Genomic DNA, 20,703 nt, shown 5'->3' on the forward strand with positions numbered 1-20,703 from the left:
TGATACAGCTATCTGCTCTATATAGAACCCAAAAAACTGATTTCTGAGTTTATCAGAGTGCATTTTCTCTTCAATTTAAGACTCCCATCTTTTCACCGCCCAACAAAAAAGCGCCCAAATACGGAGTTTCCGCATTTGGGCGCTTTCTACTGGCTATGACTAACTGGCATGTTATGGTTATACCACCAGCTTATTTCTTGTTCATCTTGAACTTCAGGAACAGCTCGTTGTAATGGGCGAGCATCCGCTTGCCGAGGTTGTCGTAAACCTCCAGCCGGTCGGTAATTTCAGCCGGCGGATAGAAGCGGGTATCTCCGGAAATATCCTCCGGCAGCAGCGCAAGCCCCGGAACGTTAGGTGTAGAATAACCGACATACTCTGCATTCTTCGCCGCCACATCGGGACGGAGCATGAAGTCGATGAACTTATGCGCCCCTTCCACATTGGCTGCCGTGCGCGGAATGACCATGTTGTCGAACCATTTGTTCGAGCCTTCCTCCGGCACCACATAATCGAGCTTGTCGTTCTCATCCATAATTTCCGAGGCATCGCCGGACCATACGATTCCGACGGCTGCCTCTTCGTTCGCCAGCAGCATTTTGACCTCGTCACCGACAATAGCCTTCACATTGGGAGACAGCTTGTTCAGCTTGGCCAACGCTTCCTGCAGGTGATCCTCATTCCGGTCGTTGACGGAATAATGCAGGCTGTTCAGCGCCATCCCCATGACCTCACGGGCCCCGTCAACCAGGAAGATACTATTGTTCAGCCTGCTGTCCCACAGGGAATCCCAGCTGCTGAAATCAATCCCCTCCGTCATTTCCGGATTGTAGATAATGCCTACTGTTCCCCAGAAATACGGCACCGAATACAGATTTCCCGGATCGAAGGAAAGATCCATGAACTGCGGGTCAATATTGGCCAGATTCGGAATCTTGCTGTGATCCAGCGGAAGCAGCAGCTTCTCTTCCCGCATCTTGGCGATAGCATAGTCTGAAGGCACAACAACATCAAAGGTTGTCCCGCCCTGCTCGACCTTGGTCAGCATCGCCTCATTGGAATCAAAGGTCTGGTAGATGACCGTAATCCCGGTCTCTTCCTCAAACTGCTTCAGCAGTTCAGGTTCGATATAATCGCCCCAGTTATAGATGGTCAGCGTATTGCCGCCTGTATAGCCCTCAGCCGAATTCAGCCTGGAAGCCAGGAACATCAGCCCAAATGCGACGATGAGAATCGCCAGAAAAGAATTCACCAGCTGCTTCATCTAGGCACCCCCACTTCAGCAGCCGGCTCTGCGATATGAACCGCCGGTCGTTGCTTCCGGCGGTTCAGGAAATAATAACCGACGACAAGCAAGATGGTGAAGAGGAAGATCAGCGTGGACAACGCGTTAATCGACAGGGATACACCTTGCCGCGCCCGGGAATAGATTTCCACCGAGAGCGTCGAATACCCGTTGCCTGTCACGAAGAATGTCACCGCGAAATCATCCAGTGAATAGGTAAGGGCCATAAAGAAGCCGCTGAAGATCCCGGGTTTAATAATCGGCAGAATCACCTTGGTCAGCACATCGCGGCGGCTGGCCCCAAGATCACGTGCAGCATCGGTCAGCGTCGGGCTCATGTCCTGCAGATGCGGCAGGATCATCAGCACGGCAATCGGCACGCTGAATGCGACATGCGAGAGCAGGACCGACACGAAGCCTAGTTTGATCCCGGCAATCGTGAACAGGATCAGGAAAGACGCACCGATAATGACATCGGGACTGACAATCAGCACGTTGTTCAGTGAGAGCAGTGTATTCTTGGCCCTCCGGCTGCGGATGCGCTGAATGGCCAGCGCCCCGATGATCGCAATCAGCGTAGCAATCGCCGAAGACAGCAAGGCGATCACCAATGTGTTAATCATAATAATCATCAGTCGCGTATCCTGCACAACCTCACGGTAATAATCCAGCGTGAAGCCTTCGAAGCCATGCATCGTCCCGCCGCTGTTGAAGGAATAGTACATCAGGTAGAAGATAGGTGCGTACAGCACGGCAAAGACCAGCACCAGGTACAGATTTGAAATCCCATTCTTATTACTTCTCATGCCGCACCCCTTTCCGCGAGCTGCCCGACAGAATCATGAACAGCGCCATGATAACAATCAGGAAGACGGCAACTGTAGAGCCCATGCCCCAGTCCTGAGTGACCAGAAAATGCTGCTCAATGGCGGTGCCCAGCGTAATGACCCGGTTGCCGGCGATAAGGCGGGTAATCATAAACAGCGACAGCGCCGGAATAAATACCGCCATGCAGCCGGAGCGCACGCCGGAGATGGTCAGCGGGAAAATGACCCGCCGGAACGTCGTCCACCCGGAGGCACCCAGATCGCGGGCCGCATCTACAAGGGACAGGTTCAGCTCGTCCAGAGCGCTGAAGATCGGCAGGATCATGAACGGGATAAAGATATATACCGAGACAAAGACAAAGCTGAAACCCGTAAAGAGGATTTGCTGCTCTCCAATGCCCAGCAGGTCAAAGACATTGTTGATCGGCCCGAAGGTCCCAAAGATACCGATAAAGGCATACGTCTTCAGCAGCAGATTAATCCATGTCGGCAGGATAATCAGCAGCAGCCACAGCTGCTTATGCTTCGTCCGGGTCAGCAGATACGCCGCCGGATAAGCCACCAGCAGCGAGAACAGCGTAATCAGGATCGCGTACCAGAAGGAGTTGAGCATCATTTTCATATATACCGGTGTAAAGAAGTTCACGTAGTTGTCCAGTGTAAGATGCCCGTCCAGATCAAACAGGGAGTAGTAGACAACCAGCAGCACCGGCGCTATGACGAACAGGGCGATCCATAAGTAATAAGGGATGAGGAAATACGAGCGGCCCTTACTCTTCATGGCTCTCCACCTCGGCGTAAGCTTCCAGACGTCTGTCGAATTCTTCCTCCGTTTCCCCGAAACGCATAACATGAATCGCTTCCGGATCGAAATACAGCCCGATCTCGCTGCCGACCTCCGCCTTGCGCGTGGAATGAACCAGCCATTCGTGGCCGGACCCGTCGTAGCAGCTGATCTCGTAATGTACGCCGCGGAACAGCTGGGAATCCACGCGGACGCGCAGTTTGCCTTGTTCAACGGCAGCAATCTCCAGATCCTCCGGACGGATCACGATCTCCACCGCTTCATTCGGCTTCAGCCCCGCATCCACACATTCAAAGCGGTGGCCGTTAAATTCAACGATATAATCCTCAATCATCACACCGGGCACAATGTTCGACTCGCCGATGAAATCAGCCACGAAGCGGTTGATCGGCTCATCATAAATATCGTTAGGCGTTCCGCTCTGCTCAATGCGTCCGCCGTTCATGACAAAAATCCAGTCGGACATGGCCAGCGCTTCCTCCTGGTCATGGGTAACGAAGATAAAGGTGATGCCCAGCCGCTGCTGCATTTCCCGCAGAATGTACTGCATTTCCGTGCGCAGCTTCAGATCAAGTGCCGAAAGAGGCTCGTCGAGCAGCAGCACCTGCGGTTCATTGACGATGGCCCGGGCAATCGCTACACGCTGCCTCTGTCCGCCGGACATTTCATTAATGGCCCGCTGATCGTAGCCTACAAGGTTGACGAAGCGCAGCGCTTCCTGCACCTTTTGCGTGATGACCTCTTTCTTAAGCTTCTTGATCCGCAGTCCAAAGGCCACATTCTCAAATACGTTCAGGTGCGGAAACAAGGCATAGTCCTGAAATACCGTATTGACCTGCCGTTCGTTGGCGGGAATGTGGTTGATGATTTTGCCGTTCAAATAAATGGAACCTTCCGTTGGTTCAGCAAACCCGGCGATCAGACGCAGGATTGTCGTCTTTCCGCAGCCCGAGGGTCCCAGCAGTGTATAGAATTTGCCGCGTTCGATCTCGAAGCTGACTCCTTTTAACACGGCTTCTTCATCGTCGTATTGTTTGGTAACCTGGTCAAAAGAAATAATAGTGCCTTCCAGGGTAGTTATGGCTAACGACCTCCCTTACCTTATGTAGTACAACCTATTTTACCCGCTTCTCGCAGGGAACAATCTAAAGTGGCATGCTCAGCGCTGATAAGCGACAATTCCTCCCTTCCTTCGACACACTTCAATATATATAGCATATAGGATTAATGCAATATATGCGATAGCTTACAATGTTAACTGCAGTGCAGAAACTTAACAAGTTCGTAAAAACTGTACCCGTTATTGTTGTTTTTGAGTGCTATAATGAAAATTGCTGAAAACCTAAAAATGTTCTCTTATTGATGTGAAAGAAGATGACTAACATGAACGAGGGGTTGCAGGACCGCCTTGAAAAATTCGGATTATCTCTATATATGATACGCGTTACGATTGCTGCTTCACTCTCCTGGCTTGCGGTTCACAGCCTGCACGGCGACAGTTATTTATACTTTGCACCGCTTGCCGCAATTCTTATCACCCAAGGAAGCGTCAAGGCTTCGCTGGAAAAAGGGATTTACCGTCTGATGGGCGTTGTGCTCGGTGGAATTGTCAGCCTGCTCGTGGGCCATTTCTTCGACGTGGGGGCACTGTCTATTCTGCTGATGCTGCTGATCGGCATCGGTGTGGCCACCGCCTGCCGGATTAACATTCAAGCCGTTTCCCAGGTCGGTGTGACCTCCGTGCTGGCATTGACCTTTTATCAGGACCCTTATATCGTGTGGAGAGTCGCGGAGACCTTAATCGGCGTGCTGATTGCCTTAATAATAAATATGATTATCGTTCCCCCCGGGGGGTTCGTCAAGGTTAAACGCCTGGCACTGGAAGGGACCCTGCTGCTGGCCGATGCCTTGACCGGACTCGCCGCAGAGAGCAGCAGTTCTAAGCAGGCTCCGGAGAGGCTGGTGCGTTCCGGACAACTGCTGGCGAAGAGCGACAAGCAGCAGAAAGAGCTGCACTATACGTTATCCCATTATCAATGCCGCAGCGGATTGCGGTCATTGACACAGGCAACCTCGCATCTGCAAAAGGTTCACCGCTACGTCAAGGAGATCGCCGAGGAGATTTCCCTCCTGCCTGCACATTATGCCGCAGCTGACTGGATGACAGAGGTCGTAACGGCAACCGCAGACTGCATCGCCCTGTATGGAACCAAGACTTTGTCCGATGCCGAATGCACCCGTTCGCTTCCCGAAGCGCTGCGCCGCGCCCGGGATCTGCAGTTCGCCTGGTTCTCCGAGCTGCAGGGTCAATGCTCATTGACAGCAGTCCGTGATCTCGGAGCCGTCTTCTCCCATCTTAACCGGGTGCTGGAGGAAATTGAACGGGCCGATTATGCAGCCACAGTTATACCGGCACCAGTCTCCGTCCGGGCCGGAAGCGCACGCGCCGTGCACCTTGTCAAAAGAGGGCTCTCCCACAAGCTATAAGCTTGGGAGCGTCCTTTTTTTCGCAAAAACGACTCTGTCCTTTGAGAAAAGGCAGGGTCGTTTTTGCTTGTAATATCGTTTGGACTTTAACCCGCTTCCCTTTTAAAGGGATACCGGAGGGATTGTTATTATTAAGTTGAAAATTTAATACTAAAGTACTAGAATTAAGCTTGTTTGTAGAATTATTTTGGCAACCACTCCAGTATTGAACATTCCCTGTCGATTTGAGTCGATTAAATGACCTCATGCTGAATGTATATCATTGATCTATTTTTTTAAAGGCAAACTTCCCGAAAGGGCAGGACGCAAAGCGATGGGCCTAAGAATGTGAGACTATCCATTCATGGTCGCCAGGCTGCCAATTGAGATGTGACTTGGGTACCGGTAGGTGAAGGCAACCTATCATAGTCCATGATGCTCTTTTCTGTACAGATGCCATTGATTATACGAAGAAGCGAGGTTAGAGTAATGCCACAGCATATCATCGAGAAATTCGGGCATGTATTTCATACCACAACGCCAATCGGGAACCCCGATCTTCCGGCTCTGCCCTCTGTGCAGGCTAAGCCGCTCCGTGGGGGAGATGAGGATAAGAACGGACGTATTATCGTACAGAACAACCAAATATTCATTACTCCTCCTCTGCCCGGCGGCAAACCCGCTGTCATTTCCTCCGTTCACCCTGTGGTGTTGAATATTAACCGGAAGACGGTGACAGATCCTACGGAAGTAACCCCCACAGACCGTATCACCTGGGAGATTTGCGAGAAGCCGCAGTATCAGATCACCGTATCCGAAGATAAACTGAAGGTCTACTTCACGCTCTACCGTGCAGAAAAGTACGCCTGGAAGCTCGCCAGCTCCCCGGCTGCAGCAGATGTCACAGTCCGGGCGCAACCGAATTGCGGCCTGCTGCTGTCCACCCTTACGGTGGACCAGATTATCGCCGGCTTCAAGAAAAGCTCCATTATGCGCGATCTCAACATTCCGGCTCTTTATGCAGAGCTGAACAACCCTACCTATCTCCCGGTCTGCATCGCAGAGGGTAAAGCCCCTATTCCCGGCAAGAATGCCCGGCTGGAGCTGTTATTTGCTGAGGACAGGGAATATGAATTCATTCGGACTGCCGATCCTGCAGATTTCCTGAACCATCCAAGGGTTCCTTTTGTCCAGGAGGGAGAGGTCATTGCCCGTAAGCTGCCTGCGGAAGAGGGAGTGCCCGGCATCGACGTGTATGGCGGAATTATTCCCTCCCCGCCGCCGCAAGACATTCAGCTGGTCACCAAAGAATGTACAACCCTGCTGGCGGACGGCGGGATCGCTTCCCTCCGCCAGGGAAGGCCCCGCTTAACGGGATGCGGTCTGAACCGCAAGGTTTTTGATTTCCCCCAGACATATCTTGTTCCCGGGGATATGAACCCCGAAGCCGCCAAAATGATGTTCCCGGGTGATGTGGTCGCCACCAATGATATCGGAAACCAGACCATCCTTGAAGCGTTGGGGAATGTATACATATACGGCGACGTTACACATGCAACAATCACAGCTACAGGCAGCATTTTTGTCCAGGGCAAGGTTGTCGGCAGCCAATTGTACTCCGGGCACTATGGAGCCAGACATAACCGCCTCTGCATGTACTCCGCTCTCTTGATGGAGGAAGTGACCAGTCTGAGAGAAGCGTCGCAGCAGTTGGCGAATACCGTCCAATCACGCCAGCAAACCGTAAAATACGGTCTGGTGGTTATGCTGCTGCTGGAAAGCAAATATGACCATCTCCCCGGCCTGATCAGTGATCTCCAGGATGTTATTGCCGGGATGAATCCCGATTATCCTATCGACACCGGGCAATTAAGACATATGCTGGAGGTATTCCTGCACCCGGGGCAGTTCACCGATTTCTTCACGGATGCTGTTCTTAGCACGTTTCTGAGGCTGTTGCAGGATTTGCATGACGCCATATCCGGGATGCAGGAGGAGAATACACGGATCGACATCGCCTCGTCACAGCATAGCATTATTAAATCCGGCGGAGATCTCCATGTTCATAAGGAGGGTAGTCTGCACAGCCAGCTGTTCTCTTCCGGCAATGTCCGTTTCGTAATGAAGGAAGCGGTGTGCACGGACTCCACAATCGAGGCGGCAGGCTCCATCAGCGCACAGACTGTAGGGAAGCAGTCCTCCGAGAAATCGGTGCTTACCGCCGGCAAAAATATTACAGTCCGCAAAATCTGCAACAGCGAAGTGACGATTGGAGAATATACCGCCAAGATTGACGGGACAGATGAAGAACTTGTCTTCACCGCCCAAAGCCTGCGGTTAAGAAATCAGGCGCAGTAGCTTTCCTCTGCCCCAAAATATCTGATCTAGCTGCTAATACCCAGCCTAATCAAGATTCATACTGAGGTCTGTCCAGCTCAAAAGTCCGGCCAATTGCTGCATAGGATGCGCCGGCCAGACGGCTGACCGGCTTCAGCTTGCCGACATCAATTCGGCCGTTATGAATCAGCTCATCCTCTACATGAAAACCTAGCACTTCGCCGATAACCATATCGCAATGTCCGAGCTCCACAAGCTGCACCAGCCGGCATTCCATCGCAATCTTACATTCCTGTACACGCGGGACCTTGACGGCTTGTCCGGGTACCGCCGTCAGCCCGGCCAGCTCAAGTTCGCTGATTCCGCCGGGTGCATTGATTGAGGTATGGTTGACTGCAGTGATATTGTCCTCATCGACGATATGGACCACAAATTCCTTATTCGCGGCTATATTGCGCGGCGTATGCTTCATTTCTCCGCCTGCTTTGCGGACACAGGAGAACATGACCATAGGCGGATCATCATTTACAATATTAAAAAAGCTGAACGGGGCGGCATTCACGATCCCCGCTTCATCCACCGAGGTTACAAAGGCAATCGGCCTGGGCACAATGCTGCCGATCAGCAGCTTATAATTATCATGTGCCGTTTGTCCATCCGTCTGAATATACATGATTATCCCCCTGTCTTAACTTGTCAGCCGCCGTGCGGCCCGGCCTATCTTAACATTCACCAGAATAATGCTGCATACGATCAGCAGCATACCCACTACCAGATTCAGCGTAATCCGCTCATTTAATAATACTACACTTGACCCGATTGAGATCAGCGGAATCAGGAAGGTGAATGAACCGACCTTGCTGGCCTCTCCTTCATTGATCAGCTTGAAATAAACCATCCACCCCAGCGCAATGACGAACACCGAAATGAACAATGTGTTCACGATAAAGGTGCTGTTCCACGTAATATCAGACCAGCTCTCCACAGCCGAACCGGCAGCCAGCAAAATGACGCCCCCGATCATGATCTGCATTGCCGTCATCCACAGCATATCTACCCGCACCGCATTTCGTTTCGTATACACCGTCGCCAAGGCCCAGCTTAGCGCGCTGGCCAGGGCAAGCCCTACGCCCAAGGCGGAGATGCTTCCGGTAAATCCGCCAATGCTGAGCGCAGCTACCCCGAGAAAACCAAGCAGCAAGCCGAACATCTTCATTCCGTACATACGCTCTCCCAGCCAGATCCAGGCAAAGATGCCGAGCAGCACAGGCTGCAGAAAGACGATGGCCGAGAACAGCCCTGAGGGCATATACTGCAGGCCGATCGTCTGGAACCCGTAATAGAAAACGATGCTGAGAAAGGCCGAAGTCAGATAGACCGGCCATAGCTTGCTGAAATGAAGGGCCTTCCGCTTAGGAAGCGCAGCAACAATGAGGATCACCCCGGCAATAACCGTACGGATTCCGGCAAACAACAAGGGCGGAGCGTAGGCTAGAGCAATCTTGGACAGCGGCCAATTGATCCCCCAGACAATAACCAGAAATATAAGCAAAGCAATGTTTTTCTTCCGCTGCTGCATCTCATCACCCCTTGTTCTATTTTCATTCCAAATGATACAATAAGCACAGTCATAATTGAAATGAATTATATTCATGAGGGGCATACCAGATTCGATATGAACAACAATCAAATTCGCCTATTCGTCAAAATTGCCGAGAGCGGCAGCTTCACCAAAGCCGGGCTGGCACTGAACATGACCCAACCTGCAGTCAGCCGGGCCATCTCCGCGCTAGAGTCTGAGCTTGCAGTGAAGCTGCTGCTGCGCGACCGGCGCAGTGGGCTGATGCTCACTGATATCGGTAAGCGTGTTCTGATTATTTTCCGGGAAATTCTAAATGGGTTTGACAAGGTTGAGCAGGAAATCTCCGCTGAGAAGGGCCTGGAGAAGGGACTCATCCGCATTGGGGCCTTTCCGGTGGCGTCTGCTTATTTTGTCCCCAAAATCATCCGTTCCATTACCGAGAAATATCCCGAGATTGAGATTGTTCTCTATGAAGGCTCGGTTGCCGAGGTCAAGGAATGGCTGGAGACCCGTTTTATTGATGTCGGCTTCATTATTCCGCCGCAAGAAGAGTTTGCCACAATTCCGCTCTACCGGGAGAAACTGTACGCAGTGCTTCCTGGCGATCATCCGCTCCGTGAGAAGCATGTCATCTGTGTCAAGGATCTGGAAGACGAGCCGATGCTAATCTGCCGGGCAGGTTATGAGCCTCCGGTCGTTGATTTGTTCCATCGGGGAGGCAGTAAGCTGAATGTGAAATACGAAGTGAACAGCTACATGACCGCACTCAATATGGTTAAGGAGGGACTGGCTGTTGGTGTCATGTCGCAGCTGTCCCTGCTGTCTCCGCCGCCGAATGTGATCATAAAGGAGCTGGCCCCCGATGCTTACCGGGATATCCATCTCGCCGTCCATACACTGGAGGAGACCTCGATTGCCGTCCGCTTATTTATGGACACCGCACTGCAGCTGTTCTCCGGGGCAGAACTGTCTGTGCTTTGAAGAAATACACTATTATGCTGAACAAGAGGAGTGAACCACTTGAAATATCACCGTTTGGGTAACAGCGGGCTGCAGGTCTCCGCACTGGGTCTGGGGACCAATTCCTTTGGCAAAAGAGCCGATCAGGAGACCTCCATTGATATCGTCCATGCCGCGCTCGATCAGGGCATTAACTTTATCGATACCGCCAATATTTATGCCGGCACCGAATCGGAGCGGATCATCGGACTGGCACTGGAGGGCAGACGTCAAAGTGCAGTTCTCGCTACGAAAGCAGGTCTTCCGAGACACGAAGGCCCTAACGGCAGCGGCTCTTCCCGCCATCACCTGATGCTGGAGCTGGAAGGCAGCCTGCGCCGCCTGAAGACCGATTATGTAGACTTATACCAGATCCATACCTTTGATCCCTATACACCGCTGGAGGAAACGCTGCGGACCCTTGATGATATGATATCCACGGGCAAAGTCCGCTATATCGGGGCCTCCAATTATGCGGCTTGGGAGTTAATGAAGGCGCTGGGCATCAGCGAGGCGCGGAATCTGGTCAAGTATACCTCGATTCAGTGCAGCTACTCCCTGGCTGACCGGACGCCGGAGGCCGAGCTGGTTCCACTCTGCCTGGATCAAGGACTTGGGATTATCCCCTACTTCCCGCTTGCCGGAGGCATTCTTACCGGCAAATATGCCGATGAAGGCTCACCGCCGGAAGGTTCCAGAGCCGAAACCGATCCGAATTTCGGCCGCTTCCTTACCCCCGGCCGGATTGAGCTGGGGAACCGGGTCGGCCGGATTGCCGAAGAAACCGGCACCTCTATGGCTGCGCTGTCCCTGGCCTGGCTGATGAACAAACCAGCTGTATCCACGGTGATTGTCGGAGCCACCCGCGTGGAGCAGGTGCAGCAGAATCTGCAAAGCGTTGCCCTCCAGCCGGATGCTGAGCTCATGGACAAGCTGGATCAGGCCAGCGGCACCTTCCGCAGCGGCGAGCCGTTCGCGGTGTACCGCCTGCCATAGGAGTAGGAAATCTTATAAAAACGCAAAAAAAGAAATCGCCCTTTTGGTAAAATGGAAGTACCACCAACCATTTCAAAAGAAGCGATTTCTTTATACATTCAATATACCAAGGACCAGCTTTACCTGCTAATAGATTTAGAAGAAGATACTCCCCCTCATCCCCTCGTTCGTGTCGTTAACGAAGCCGGGAATCGGCTGGACGACACTATCTTTGACGCCGTTTACCCCGGTGGTGGACGCAAAGCAGCGATCCTCCAGTAACAGGAAAACCGCTGCTTTGTTAACTTTTTTGGTTTCAAAATGAAGAAGGTTTGTTTGTGTTGTATGAATATTTACTTATGGGACAGGGCCGAATTACTAGCGCACCGCTTCCGTTATACATTTTAAGAGTACCCTTGTAGTCTCGATTACTCGGCAAATTTACAATAATATGATAACTCATTTAAATTACCTCCATTTTTTATTTGAGAAGAATTAAGGGAGTAATCTTAGAATGAAAGGCTCCACATTCATTCAAGATTTCTTATTTGCTTTCTCACTAAAGAAGTAAAATTAAGGAGAGGAATTACTAACTTGTGATAATTTTTTCAATACTCGTAGAGTTGGTCTAACCGAACATTTAAAGATCAAGGAATTCCTCAGCTTGAATAAGTTCCAAAAATTCTAACGTTATGAGAGATATAGCATCCTCTTTTGGCAAATGAATATATTTGCTCAACTGTAAAATATCTTCCTTATACAAATCAATCAGTTTAATCATGGCTTCAGGATTTTTTTGCTTCGCGCCCTGTAGCAACTTCATAAATTCACAGTCTGAGATAATTGCTGAATCATTTTTCGTTTCCATTTGCTCACCGCCTGTTGACTGATTTTAAGCTCTTTGGCTACTTCAATTTCAGTCATATCCTCGAGATAAATTTTATAGAGTATAGTCCTACCTCGCGCAGGTAGTTCGTTCATAATCTCTTGGACCCAAACTTTATCTACGCTATGAGCGGCAAAGTTGTCAGAGGGATGATTATCAAAAAGAGGGAATTCTCGTGTTCTGATTTTCCTAGCTCTGTACTTGGCTCTCCAAGCAATCCGGTAAATTTCCTTTCTGTAACGTTCGTAGGCATAGCTTTGATTATCCATTGTGTATTCTCTCCTTTCCCTTCATTTACTAGTAGGTAAAAATTAGAATCTATTACACAACCATACATCCATGAGAACATTTGTCCCGTGATGTTTATGGTGTGTTAGGTTGTAAAATATCTAATTTATTTACCTATAATGAAAGGATTAGAAGGTAGAGAATTGTGGAACCTTCATATATAGTTTCACTTGTGGAAAATGTAGAGTTTCCAGTTACTCTTTGTTTCATTTTGATTCGCTATGTTCTATGAACAATTCAAGAAAAATTAGATCTACTCAGTATTTCATTGGCAAAGGGAACACCAAATGAGCAAGGAGAGGGGCAGCTGCGGTAGTGGAAGAGTTGGACCGCTTGACAGGGACGGCTTGCTGATTCCTGCTAATCGGCGCGGTGACCGACCGAGTTATAGCAGGACCGTACATTATGATACCGATTTTCCACATAGTATATCCCAATAAATTGAAAAATCTGGAGGTTACTACATAACAATTACGAGTCGAAAATTAAGGGAGGTCTTTTTGATGAGGTGCCAGCAGCAACCAGCAGTAATACGAATGAAAATAATGAGTTGTCACGTTATTATGTTCCAGAGCAGGGGAAGGCAGAAGAGGTAAGCCAAAAAGAAGTTGTTTGGAAAGCGGATGATGTCACTCTTATAGCGAAAAAAACTTCGGATTCAATTACGTCAATGCAAGTGAAAAACGCTGGCAATGAGTATGACGTAGAAGTTCCGGAATATGTACTGCATAAGACAACAAGCTTGCACTTTCTTACGGTTATTTAGGTTCATCTTCCTTGTATCGAAACCCCATTCATTTTATGGACAAAGGACAATAATGGGTTTGACTTTATTAGCGAAAATCCATCAAATCAATATATGTTATATCGATATACAATAGGATTAAATCGGGTTGAATCCATAACAGATATTACAAAAAGTGAATTGTCAAAATATAATGGTTTAATTCCTGCCCGTTTCTAGAAAGGGGGTGTCCCAAAAGCCACGAAATGGCTACTTGAGACACCCCCCATTTTCATATGGCACAATGGCCATTCAGTTATACAGCTGCGATAAATTTCTCCATATCTTCTTGTACGGTTGTAATGCCGCTGATACCAAAAGTATCGACTAGCACCTTGGCTACATTCGGTGACAGGAAGGCCGGAAGTGTAGGTCCGAGGTGAATATCCTTCACACCCAGATACAGCAGTGCCAAGAGTACAATTACCGCCTTCTGCTCATACCAGGCAATATTGTAGGAGATAGGCAGATCGTTAATATCCTCAAGTCCGAATACTTCCTTGAGCTTCAGGGCAATCACGACAAGCGAGTAGGAATCATTGCATTGGCCGGCATCCAATACACGCGGAATCCCGCCGATGTCGCCAAGTGCAAGCTTATTATATTTGTACTTCGCACAGCCTGCCGTAAGAATCACTGTGTCTCCCGGCAGTTCGGCAGCGAAATCGGTATAATAGTTGCGGCTCTTCATCCGGCCGTCACAGCCGGCCATTACGAAGAACTGCTTGATGGCGCCGGTCTGAACGGCCTCAACCACCTGATCGGCTACGTTCATTACGGCCGCGTGGGCAAATCCGCCGACAATCTCGCCGGTTTCGATCTCTTCCGGAAGCGCACAGCCTTTGGCCTGCTCAATGATAGCGGAGAAGTCCTTCGCTCCATTGGCATCCGCCGAAATATGCTGCACTCCCGGGAAACCGGTATTGCCCGTAGTATACAAACGGCCGATATAACTCTCCTTCGGCGGCACAATGCAGTTCGTCGTCATGAGAATCGGTCCGTTGAAGCTTTCAAATTCCTCCGCCTGTTTCCACCAGGCATTGCCGTAGTTGCCCACGAAATGGCTGTATTTCTTAAAAGCAGGATAATAATGCGCTGGCAGCATCTCGCTGTGTGTATACACATCCACTCCGGTGCCATCGGTCTGCTTCAGCAGCGCTTCCATATCCTTCAAGTCATGCCCGCTGATTAGAATCCCCGGATTCCGGCCTACACCGATATTCACCTTGGTGATTTCCGGGTTGCCATAGGTCGTTGTATTAGCCCGGTCAAGCAAAGCCATCACATCGACACCCAGCTTGCCGCACTCCATCACAAGTGCAGTCAGTTCATCCGCCGTGAGTGTATCATCCAGAGTCGCCACCAGACCTTTTTCCATAAAAGCATGTGCGCCTTCGTCGTAATAGCCCAGCACTGCGGCATGCTCCATATACGCCGCCATTCCCTTCAGCCCGTAGGTCAGCAGTTCACGCAGGGAACGGATATCCTCATTCTCCGTGAACAGAACTCCTACCGTCTCCGCCTTCGCCTGCAGTTCCTCATCGGTGCCTGCTGTCCAAAGAGCTGCATCATGCCCGGCATAAGGAACCTCTACTCCGGCTGCCTGCAATTTACCGCTCCACTGGCCGCGAAGGATCAACCCCTCTTTGATTCTGGCAATGAAAGCTTCAGGCATGAAATTAGCATTGGTTATTGTAGCGAACATACCCTCTATAATAAATTTCTCCGTGGTAGAGTCGGTCATTCCAAGCTCCCGGCCCCGGAGTGCAAAGATGGAAATACCCTTCAGCGTGTAGATCAGCAGATCCTGAAGATTTGCCACATCGCTAGTTTTCCCGCAGACTCCCTGAATCGTACAGCCCGATCCCTTAGCCGCTTCCTGACATTGAAAACAAAACATATTGCTCATTGCACGTTCACTCCTTTAATAGGTATAGGCTACCAATACAGGACTCCGTTCGCCCCGCCTTTACAGTTAAGGCTAATTGTAGTAGACTTTCGCCATACAATCGGTAACGGATGTTACCAGATGCTATAAATTTGGAGGAAATGCTATGAAACCGGAGCCCGCCGTACTGCAATCCTGCCTGCTGTTCCGCGGGAAAACCGTGAAGGAAATCGAAGCGGTGCTGCAAAAAATAACATATACCGTAAGCAGCTTTCATAAGAATTCACTGATCTTGGCAGAAGGCGATACTGCGGACAAACTCGGCATTGTGCTGGAAGGACGGATTGAGGTTCAGAAAACCCATCCTACCGGCAGCAGTGTAACCATTGCCCATCTAAATCAGGGACAGACCATTGGCGAAGCGGTGTTGTTCCGCAGAGAAAATATAGTTCCGGCTACTGTTACAGCCACAGGCCCCTGCTCCGTCATGTTTATCGGCAAGCAGGAGCTGCTCCGGTTGTTCACCACAGACACGGACATGCTCACACGTTTCATTGAGAATCTGTCGGAGCGCCTGGTGCTGGTCAACCGGAAGATCGAAATATTGTCAGCCGGCCCTCTGCGGCGGCGGGTGATCAGCTTTTTACTGGAGCAAGCAGCTCAACAAGCCTCCGAGGTCATCCGGCTGCCCTTCAGCAGAAAAGAATGGGCGGAGCATTTGAATACGGCCCGCCCGTCACTATCCCGTGAAATGGGCTATCTGCGCGATATCGGCTGGATTCATTTCAAAGGCAGCAGCATTACGCTGCTGAATATGATGGCTATGAACGACTACATCCGCACCGTCCCTTCGGCTCCCGGCCAGGATAAGTAATTCCTGCCGGAAGCTATTCTCGGGGATACACGAACACATCTATATCTACACATCATATATTGGAGGGTTCACTTATGTCGGAGTTAACAGCCCAAAGCGTTGAACAGATGCTGGCCGGGCACAGTGAGTGGTTTCACAGCGGGGCTACGAAGGAGCACGCCTTCCGGCTTCGCCAGCTGCAGAAGCTGAAAGATGCCATCCGCCGCAATGAGGCGAAAATTATCGCGGCCCTGCATCAGGATCTGCGCAAGAGCGAATTTGAAGCCTATGCGACGGAAATCGGCTTCACGCTGGACAGCATTGGATATATGATGAAGCATCTGAAGCGTTGGATGAAGCCGGTCAAGGTCAAATCCCCGCTGCATATATTTCCGGCCAAAAGCCGGATCCTCAGCGAGCCCTACGGAACCGTGCTCATTATCGGCCCCTTCAATTATCCGTTTCAGCTGCTGATCGAGCCGCTCATCGGGGCCATTGCCGCCGGCAACTGTGCCGTACTGAAGCCCTCGGAAAGTACCCCGGCCATTACCGCCGTGATAGAGGATATGATCAGGGAAACCTTCGAACCGTCCTATATCCGTGTAATTCAAGGCGAGAAAGAAGCCACCAATCTGCTGATTCATGCCAAATTCGATTATATTTTCTTCACCGGAAGTGTCCCTGTCGGCAAAATAGTCATGGAAGCCGCAGCCAAAAATCTGGTGCCGGTAACACTGGAGCTGGGCGGTAAAAGTCCGGTCATTGTCGATAAGAGCGCCAATCTGGAGACAGCAGCCAAACGGATTGTCTGGGGTAAGCTCATCAATGTGGGCCAGACCTGTATTGCCCCGGATTATCTGCTCGTCCACAGCGATGTGGCATCCCAGCTGATCACCTTAATGAAACGTTATATTCAGGAGTTCTATGGCCAGGATGCTCAGCAGAATCCGGATTACGGGCGGATTGTGAATGACCGCCAGCTGCGCAGAATTGCCGGAATGATTCAGCGGGACCAATCGAAGGTCATTATGGGCGGCACCGTTGTGCCGGAGGATCTGTACATAGAACCTACACTGCTCTATCCTGCGGATTGGAAGGATGCGGCCATGGAGGACGAGATTTTCGGGCCTGTACTTCCCATTATGGAATATACCCTGCTGGACGAAGCCATCCGCAGCATCAATGAACGTCCCAAGCCGCTCGCCCTCTATCTGTTCACCGAAGACAAACAGGCTGAACAGGAGGTGCTGGCCAGAGTTTCATTCGGCGGAGGCTGCATCAATGATACGATTACCCATGTAGCCAGCACACATCTGCCATTTGGAGGAGTGGGAGGCTCCGGCATCGGCGGATATCACGGCAAGCATAGCTTTGATCTCTTTTCCCACAGCAAGAGCATTGTAAAAAGAGGGACAAAGCTTGACCTCGGGGTTGTCTATCCGCCATACGGCAATAAGGTCAAGCTGGCACGGAGATTGCTGAAATAGAGTGGAGCGATTAGCAAAAGACAGCAGAAAAGGATACCGCCCTGTTCGGGGACCGGTATCCTTCGCTCCATTATCCCGCCCTCCTGCCCTCCACCCAACTGGCTACCTCTTTTTCCGGTATGGGTCTGCTGATGAAGTAGCCCTGGATCTTGTCACAGCTTGTACGCTCCAGAAAAGCCAGCTGCTCCCGGGTTTCCACCCCTTCTGCGGTCACTTTCAGCCCCATATCATGACCGATGGTTACGATGGATCGGGCCAGTGACATATTGTTCGGTGTATCAATGCTGTCAATAAACGACTTATCAATCTTCAGCGTAGTGATCGGCAGCTGCTTCAAATAGCTAAGCGAGGAATATCCTGTTCCGAAGTCATCCAGGGCAATGCCGATTCCCCGTTCTTTCAGCGATTCCAGCTTCGAACTGATCGCCTCGAAGGATTCCATGAAGATCGACTCGGTAATCTCCAGCTCCAAATATTCCGGAGGCAATCCGGTCTCCTTCAGAATCCCCAGCACCATATCGGTGAAATCATCCAGCATCAGCTGGATCACCGAAATATTCACCGAGATATGGTAGCCCTCATAACCTTCTGTATGCAGCTCTTTAATGAACCGGCAGGCCGCCCGCAGCACCCATTCACCGATCGGGACAATCAACCGGCAGTCTTCAGCGATTTTGATGAACGAAAGCGGCGATACAAAACCAAGCACCGGACTGTTCCAGCGGATCAGAGCCTCGAAGCCCCAGATTCCGCCTGAGGCGGTGTCCACCAGCGGCTGATAATGAATCGAAAGCTCATTATTGGAGATAGCATTTCTCAAATGCTTCTCAATGATCATCCGTTCGTCAAAATGCTGCTGCATCGCCCGTCCGTATAATACATACGTCCCTTTGCCGGCTTCCTTCGCTTTATACATGGCAATATCGGCATTTTTCAAAAGCTCTTCAGCATTGATCCCATTCTCCGGATACTGGGCAATACCAATACTGGTCGAGATGTGAACGACGCTGGCATTCAGCTGGAAGGGCTCCTTGAAACCCTGCACAAGCGCTTGTGCATAGGAGATGACCTCATCCGATCCCTTGATATTCTCGAACAGAATCACAAACTCGTCGCCCCCGAAACGGAAATGCTTGCTGCGTCCGTCCGACAAGCCCAGCAGCCGTTCACCGACCTTGACCAGCAGCTCGTCGCCAAAGGTGTGGCCCATCGTATCATTAATATATTTGAAATTATCAATATCCAGAAAGAACAAGGCTGCATGCCCTCCAGCGTGTTCCTTGGTAAACTTCTGCAGCTCCTCGGAAAGGGACAGCCGGTTCGGCAGACCGCTTAAGACATCGTTATAGGCCAGCAGCCGGTATTTCTCTTCGCTGGTCTGCAGCAGTGCCTGATTCTCGACCAATTTGTTATATTGCTCCAGCAGCTCATCCTGCAGTGCCGTAAGCTCCTCATAGGTCGACTCCAGTTCCTGATAGCTCATTTGGAGCTTGCTCTCATATCCTTTGCGGTCCGTAACATCAACCATAGAGCCGGCAAAACGGACAAAACCGCCGTCCACGTTGCGCAGCACCTTACCCCGGGCCTGAAACCATTTATATTCGCCTGATTTGCTCCGTATCCGGTATTCGCAGTAATAGTAGGAACTTTTGCCTTGCAGGTGCTCAGTGCGCAGGCGGTTCTCATGTTCTGCGTCCTCTGGATGGATAAGAGTTCTCCACCCTCCATGGCTCTCGTCCACTTCATCCCGCTCATAGCCGAGCAGCTCATACCAGCTGTCCGAGAAGTAGTAGATCATCGTGGTCATGTCCACATCCCAGATTACCGCATCCGCACCATAGGCAGCCAAACTGAAGCGTTCATTGCTTTTTTCCAGGTTGCTTCGGATTCGCTTGACCAATTGCACGTAGAATAGGAGGATGAGAATAAAGGCCAGCAGAACGGCGAATGCCGCGACAATGCTAAGTACAAGCTTTTTATAGGATTGATAGAAGGAAAAGGGCTTGTTGATGACTTCGCTGCCTTCCGGCAGCTGCTTCAGGGAAACGTTGAAACGCTGCAATTCCTTATAGTCAAAAACCTTTCGCACGGCGCTGTCCGAGACAATAGGGATTTCTCCCGCATTTTCTCCTTCCAGAATCCGCAGAGCCAGGCTGGCTGCAGTTTTTCCCTGGATTTTGCCGCTAATCAGATTTCCGCCAAAGGCCCCGTGATTCAGGCTAAAATCATAAATATGATATACCGGCACACTGCTGCTCTCGCTAAGTTCGCTTGAGAACCGGTCAAATTCAGTAATTCTTCCCGTTGTATCACTGTAGTATGTAGTCATGAGAACCATGCTGTCTGATGAAAGGGTGGATACTTGATCTATGATTTGTTCATTGGAGAGGCTGTTCATCGGGATGACCTGGAGTCCCCGCTCCAGAGACAGAATCTGGTCACTGACCATTTTACCCGTGGAGAGCCCGCTTTCGGAATTGTCGAATACGATGTACACCTTACGGATCGATGGATTGATCTTCAGCGCCATTCGTATCGTTTCTGTAGGATCGATCTCTTCGATGACTCCGGTGATGTTGCGCTTGTCCGCTATACTGTCCACACCCAGCTGATTAATGCCGCTGAATACGATGGGTGCATCGTTCAGGATTTCCTTGCGGTACTGAATAGCGAAGTTCAAGGCAGCATCATCCGTAACGATAATCGCATCGATATGAAGAGCTTGATATTTGAACTTGATCATCTGGTAGAAGTGCTTGAGGTTGTCATTGCTGGGGAATCGTTTCCAGTCCATATACTCCGTGTAGATAACCGGCGGATCGGCTGCTCCTTTAAGCTGCTCTTCAATGCCTGCACCCTGGTCATCCGTCCAGGCAAAGCCCTTCTGATAGGAATGCAGGACAAGCACATTCTGAGGGTGCCGTTCTTCGCTGCTGGCGGACACCGGCTGATACAGTGCCGTGCTGAGCATAATAAATAAAAGCAAAAGCAAGCCATACCGTAACCTGCGCTGAATTTTCCCCTTGCCCATTAGCACACTCCCATTCATCTATCCCAAACATCCCAAAATCAGAAACGGGGAAATTCGACAATTTCTATTAAAAGCGTATGGATCCATTATGATTGGGCTTTGCTATTTATCTATAAGACTAATAGAGTAATATCAGTTGAACTAAAGAACTACCCAGAGGCAAAAGCAGCGGAGGGGAAGTTTGGAACTGTAGGAGCGATAGCGACCGCC

17 protein-coding genes, 1 pseudogene and 1 riboswitch are annotated in these 20,703 nt (G+C 50.4%); of the genes and pseudogenes, 8 read left to right on the forward strand and 10 right to left on the reverse strand.

Features of this window, described 5'->3' with window-relative positions:
* Positions 1-190: 190 nt before the first annotated feature.
* From ACQ76X_RS23765 to ACQ76X_RS23780, 4 genes are read right to left on the reverse strand one after another with little or no spacing between them, the layout of a single operon-like run.
* Entirely contained in the window at positions 191-1,264 is a 1,074-nt protein-coding gene (locus ACQ76X_RS23765; RefSeq protein WP_438496208.1) for an ABC transporter substrate-binding protein, read from the reverse strand.
* Positions 1,261-2,091, reverse strand: coding sequence for an ABC transporter permease (locus tag ACQ76X_RS23770; RefSeq protein WP_038597726.1), 831 nt, complete (start codon positions 2,089-2,091; stop codon positions 1,261-1,263). Before ACQ76X_RS23770 ends, ACQ76X_RS23765 begins: the two co-directional genes overlap by 4 nt.
* Entirely contained in the window at positions 2,081-2,893 is an 813-nt protein-coding gene (locus ACQ76X_RS23775) for an ABC transporter permease (RefSeq protein WP_438496209.1), read from the reverse strand. The genes ACQ76X_RS23770 and ACQ76X_RS23775 overlap by 11 nt, the downstream gene beginning before the upstream one ends.
* Positions 2,883-3,989: an ABC transporter ATP-binding protein gene (locus ACQ76X_RS23780; protein ID WP_438496241.1), complete on the reverse strand. Its 1,107-nt coding sequence runs from the start codon at positions 3,987-3,989 to the stop codon at positions 2,883-2,885. Before ACQ76X_RS23780 ends, ACQ76X_RS23775 begins: the two co-directional genes overlap by 11 nt.
* 311 nt (positions 3,990-4,300) lie before the next feature.
* On the opposite strand from ACQ76X_RS23780, the gene ACQ76X_RS23785 reads away from it, so the two are divergent.
* Together ACQ76X_RS23785 and ACQ76X_RS23790 are read left to right on the forward strand one after the other, a co-directional pair.
* On the forward strand, positions 4,301-5,404 hold the full coding sequence (locus ACQ76X_RS23785) for an FUSC family protein (protein ID WP_438496210.1): 1,104 nt from the start codon (positions 4,301-4,303) through the stop codon (positions 5,402-5,404).
* A gap of 270 nt (positions 5,405-5,674) precedes the next feature.
* Positions 5,675-5,767: riboswitch (cyclic di-GMP riboswitch) on the forward strand.
* Positions 5,768-5,872: 105 nt separating this feature from the next.
* On the forward strand, positions 5,873-7,741 hold the full coding sequence (locus tag ACQ76X_RS23790) for a flagellar assembly protein A (RefSeq protein WP_438496211.1): 1,869 nt from the start codon (positions 5,873-5,875) through the stop codon (positions 7,739-7,741).
* Between the two features lie 49 nt (positions 7,742-7,790).
* Here ACQ76X_RS23790 and ACQ76X_RS23795 read toward each other — a convergent pair whose 3' ends face one another.
* On the reverse strand, positions 7,791-8,393 hold the full coding sequence (locus ACQ76X_RS23795) for a flavin reductase family protein (RefSeq protein ID WP_438496212.1): 603 nt from the start codon (positions 8,391-8,393) through the stop codon (positions 7,791-7,793).
* 15 nt (positions 8,394-8,408) lie between these two features.
* Complete coding sequence (locus tag ACQ76X_RS23800) at positions 8,409-9,299, reverse strand: DMT family transporter (RefSeq protein WP_438496213.1); 891 nt, start codon at positions 9,297-9,299, stop codon at positions 8,409-8,411.
* A gap of 96 nt (positions 9,300-9,395) precedes the next feature.
* On the opposite strand from ACQ76X_RS23800, the gene ACQ76X_RS23805 reads away from it, so the two are divergent.
* The 3 genes and pseudogenes from ACQ76X_RS23805 to ACQ76X_RS23815 form a co-directional block, all read left to right on the forward strand.
* Positions 9,396-10,283, forward strand: a complete 888-nt coding sequence (locus ACQ76X_RS23805) for a LysR family transcriptional regulator (protein ID WP_438496214.1) — start codon at positions 9,396-9,398, stop codon at positions 10,281-10,283.
* Positions 10,284-10,322: 39 nt separating this feature from the next.
* On the forward strand, positions 10,323-11,297 hold the full coding sequence (locus tag ACQ76X_RS23810) for an aldo/keto reductase (protein ID WP_438496215.1): 975 nt from the start codon (positions 10,323-10,325) through the stop codon (positions 11,295-11,297).
* 51 nt (positions 11,298-11,348) lie between these two features.
* Positions 11,349-11,537, forward strand: a pseudogene (locus ACQ76X_RS23815) (hypothetical protein); the annotation flags it as partial.
* Positions 11,538-11,916: 379 nt separating this feature from the next.
* Here the strand turns inward: ACQ76X_RS23815 and ACQ76X_RS23820 are convergent.
* The gene (locus tag ACQ76X_RS23820) at positions 11,917-12,144 is read right to left on the reverse strand and encodes a hypothetical protein (protein ID WP_438496216.1); all 228 of its coding nucleotides are present in this window, start codon (positions 12,142-12,144) and stop codon (positions 11,917-11,919) included.
* Positions 12,096-12,431: a sigma factor-like helix-turn-helix DNA-binding protein gene (locus tag ACQ76X_RS23825; RefSeq protein ID WP_438496217.1), complete on the reverse strand. Its 336-nt coding sequence runs from the start codon at positions 12,429-12,431 to the stop codon at positions 12,096-12,098. Before ACQ76X_RS23825 ends, ACQ76X_RS23820 begins: the two co-directional genes overlap by 49 nt.
* A 527-nt stretch (positions 12,432-12,958) precedes the next feature.
* Here ACQ76X_RS23825 and ACQ76X_RS23830 point away from each other — a divergent pair.
* Positions 12,959-13,216, forward strand: coding sequence for a hypothetical protein (locus tag ACQ76X_RS23830; RefSeq protein ID WP_438496218.1), 258 nt, complete (start codon positions 12,959-12,961; stop codon positions 13,214-13,216).
* A 274-nt stretch (positions 13,217-13,490) separates the two neighbouring features.
* Here ACQ76X_RS23830 and hcp read toward each other — a convergent pair whose 3' ends face one another.
* Positions 13,491-15,143 carry a hydroxylamine reductase gene (hcp, locus tag ACQ76X_RS23835; protein ID WP_438496219.1) on the reverse strand — a complete coding sequence of 551 codons (1,653 nt, stop codon included), beginning with the start codon at positions 15,141-15,143 and terminating at the stop codon, positions 13,491-13,493.
* A 145-nt stretch (positions 15,144-15,288) separates the two neighbouring features.
* Between hcp and ACQ76X_RS23840 the strand changes: the two genes are divergently transcribed.
* Together ACQ76X_RS23840 and ACQ76X_RS23845 are read left to right on the forward strand one after the other, a co-directional pair.
* On the forward strand, positions 15,289-15,996 hold the full coding sequence (locus ACQ76X_RS23840) for a Crp/Fnr family transcriptional regulator (RefSeq protein WP_038597753.1): 708 nt from the start codon (positions 15,289-15,291) through the stop codon (positions 15,994-15,996).
* 74 nt (positions 15,997-16,070) lie between these two features.
* Complete coding sequence (locus ACQ76X_RS23845) at positions 16,071-17,462, forward strand: aldehyde dehydrogenase (protein ID WP_438496220.1); 1,392 nt, start codon at positions 16,071-16,073, stop codon at positions 17,460-17,462.
* Between the two features lie 70 nt (positions 17,463-17,532).
* On the opposite strand, the gene ACQ76X_RS23850 is transcribed toward ACQ76X_RS23845, so the two are convergent.
* Positions 17,533-20,493, reverse strand: coding sequence for an ABC transporter substrate binding protein (locus ACQ76X_RS23850; RefSeq protein WP_438496221.1), 2,961 nt, complete (start codon positions 20,491-20,493; stop codon positions 17,533-17,535).
* Between the last annotated feature and the right edge of the window lie 210 nt (positions 20,494-20,703).

This window comes from Paenibacillus sp. IHBB 3054 (assembly GCF_051594305.1).
Lineage (GTDB): Bacteria > Bacillota > Bacilli > Paenibacillales > Paenibacillaceae > Paenibacillus_AQ.

Bases quoted from the DNA above. Each gene is read 5' to 3' on its own strand.
- ACQ76X_RS23775 (WP_438496209.1), bottom strand. From the start codon at position 2,893: ATGAAGAGTAAGGGCCGCTCGTATTTCCTCATCCCTTATTACTTATGG.
- ACQ76X_RS23825 (WP_438496217.1), bottom strand. From the start codon at position 12,431: ATGGATAATCAAAGCTATGCCTACGAACGTTACAGAAAGGAAATTTAC.
- ACQ76X_RS23850 (WP_438496221.1), bottom strand. From the start codon at position 20,493: ATGGGCAAGGGGAAAATTCAGCGCAGGTTACGGTATGGCTTGCTTTTG.
- ACQ76X_RS23790 (WP_438496211.1), top strand. From the start codon at position 5,873: ATGCCACAGCATATCATCGAGAAATTCGGGCATGTATTTCATACCACA.
- ACQ76X_RS23795 (WP_438496212.1), bottom strand. From the start codon at position 8,393: ATGTATATTCAGACGGATGGACAAACGGCACATGATAATTATAAGCTG.
- ACQ76X_RS23805 (WP_438496214.1), top strand. From the start codon at position 9,396: ATGAACAACAATCAAATTCGCCTATTCGTCAAAATTGCCGAGAGCGGC.
- hcp (WP_438496219.1), bottom strand. From the start codon at position 15,143: ATGAGCAATATGTTTTGTTTTCAATGTCAGGAAGCGGCTAAGGGATCG.
- ACQ76X_RS23840 (WP_038597753.1), top strand. From the start codon at position 15,289: ATGAAACCGGAGCCCGCCGTACTGCAATCCTGCCTGCTGTTCCGCGGG.
- ACQ76X_RS23765 (WP_438496208.1), bottom strand. From the start codon at position 1,264: ATGAAGCAGCTGGTGAATTCTTTTCTGGCGATTCTCATCGTCGCATTT.
- ACQ76X_RS23800 (WP_438496213.1), bottom strand. From the start codon at position 9,299: ATGCAGCAGCGGAAGAAAAACATTGCTTTGCTTATATTTCTGGTTATT.
- ACQ76X_RS23820 (WP_438496216.1), bottom strand. From the start codon at position 12,144: ATGGAAACGAAAAATGATTCAGCAATTATCTCAGACTGTGAATTTATG.
- ACQ76X_RS23845 (WP_438496220.1), top strand. From the start codon at position 16,071: ATGTCGGAGTTAACAGCCCAAAGCGTTGAACAGATGCTGGCCGGGCAC.
- ACQ76X_RS23770 (WP_038597726.1), bottom strand. From the start codon at position 2,091: ATGAGAAGTAATAAGAATGGGATTTCAAATCTGTACCTGGTGCTGGTC.
- ACQ76X_RS23785 (WP_438496210.1), top strand. From the start codon at position 4,301: ATGAACGAGGGGTTGCAGGACCGCCTTGAAAAATTCGGATTATCTCTA.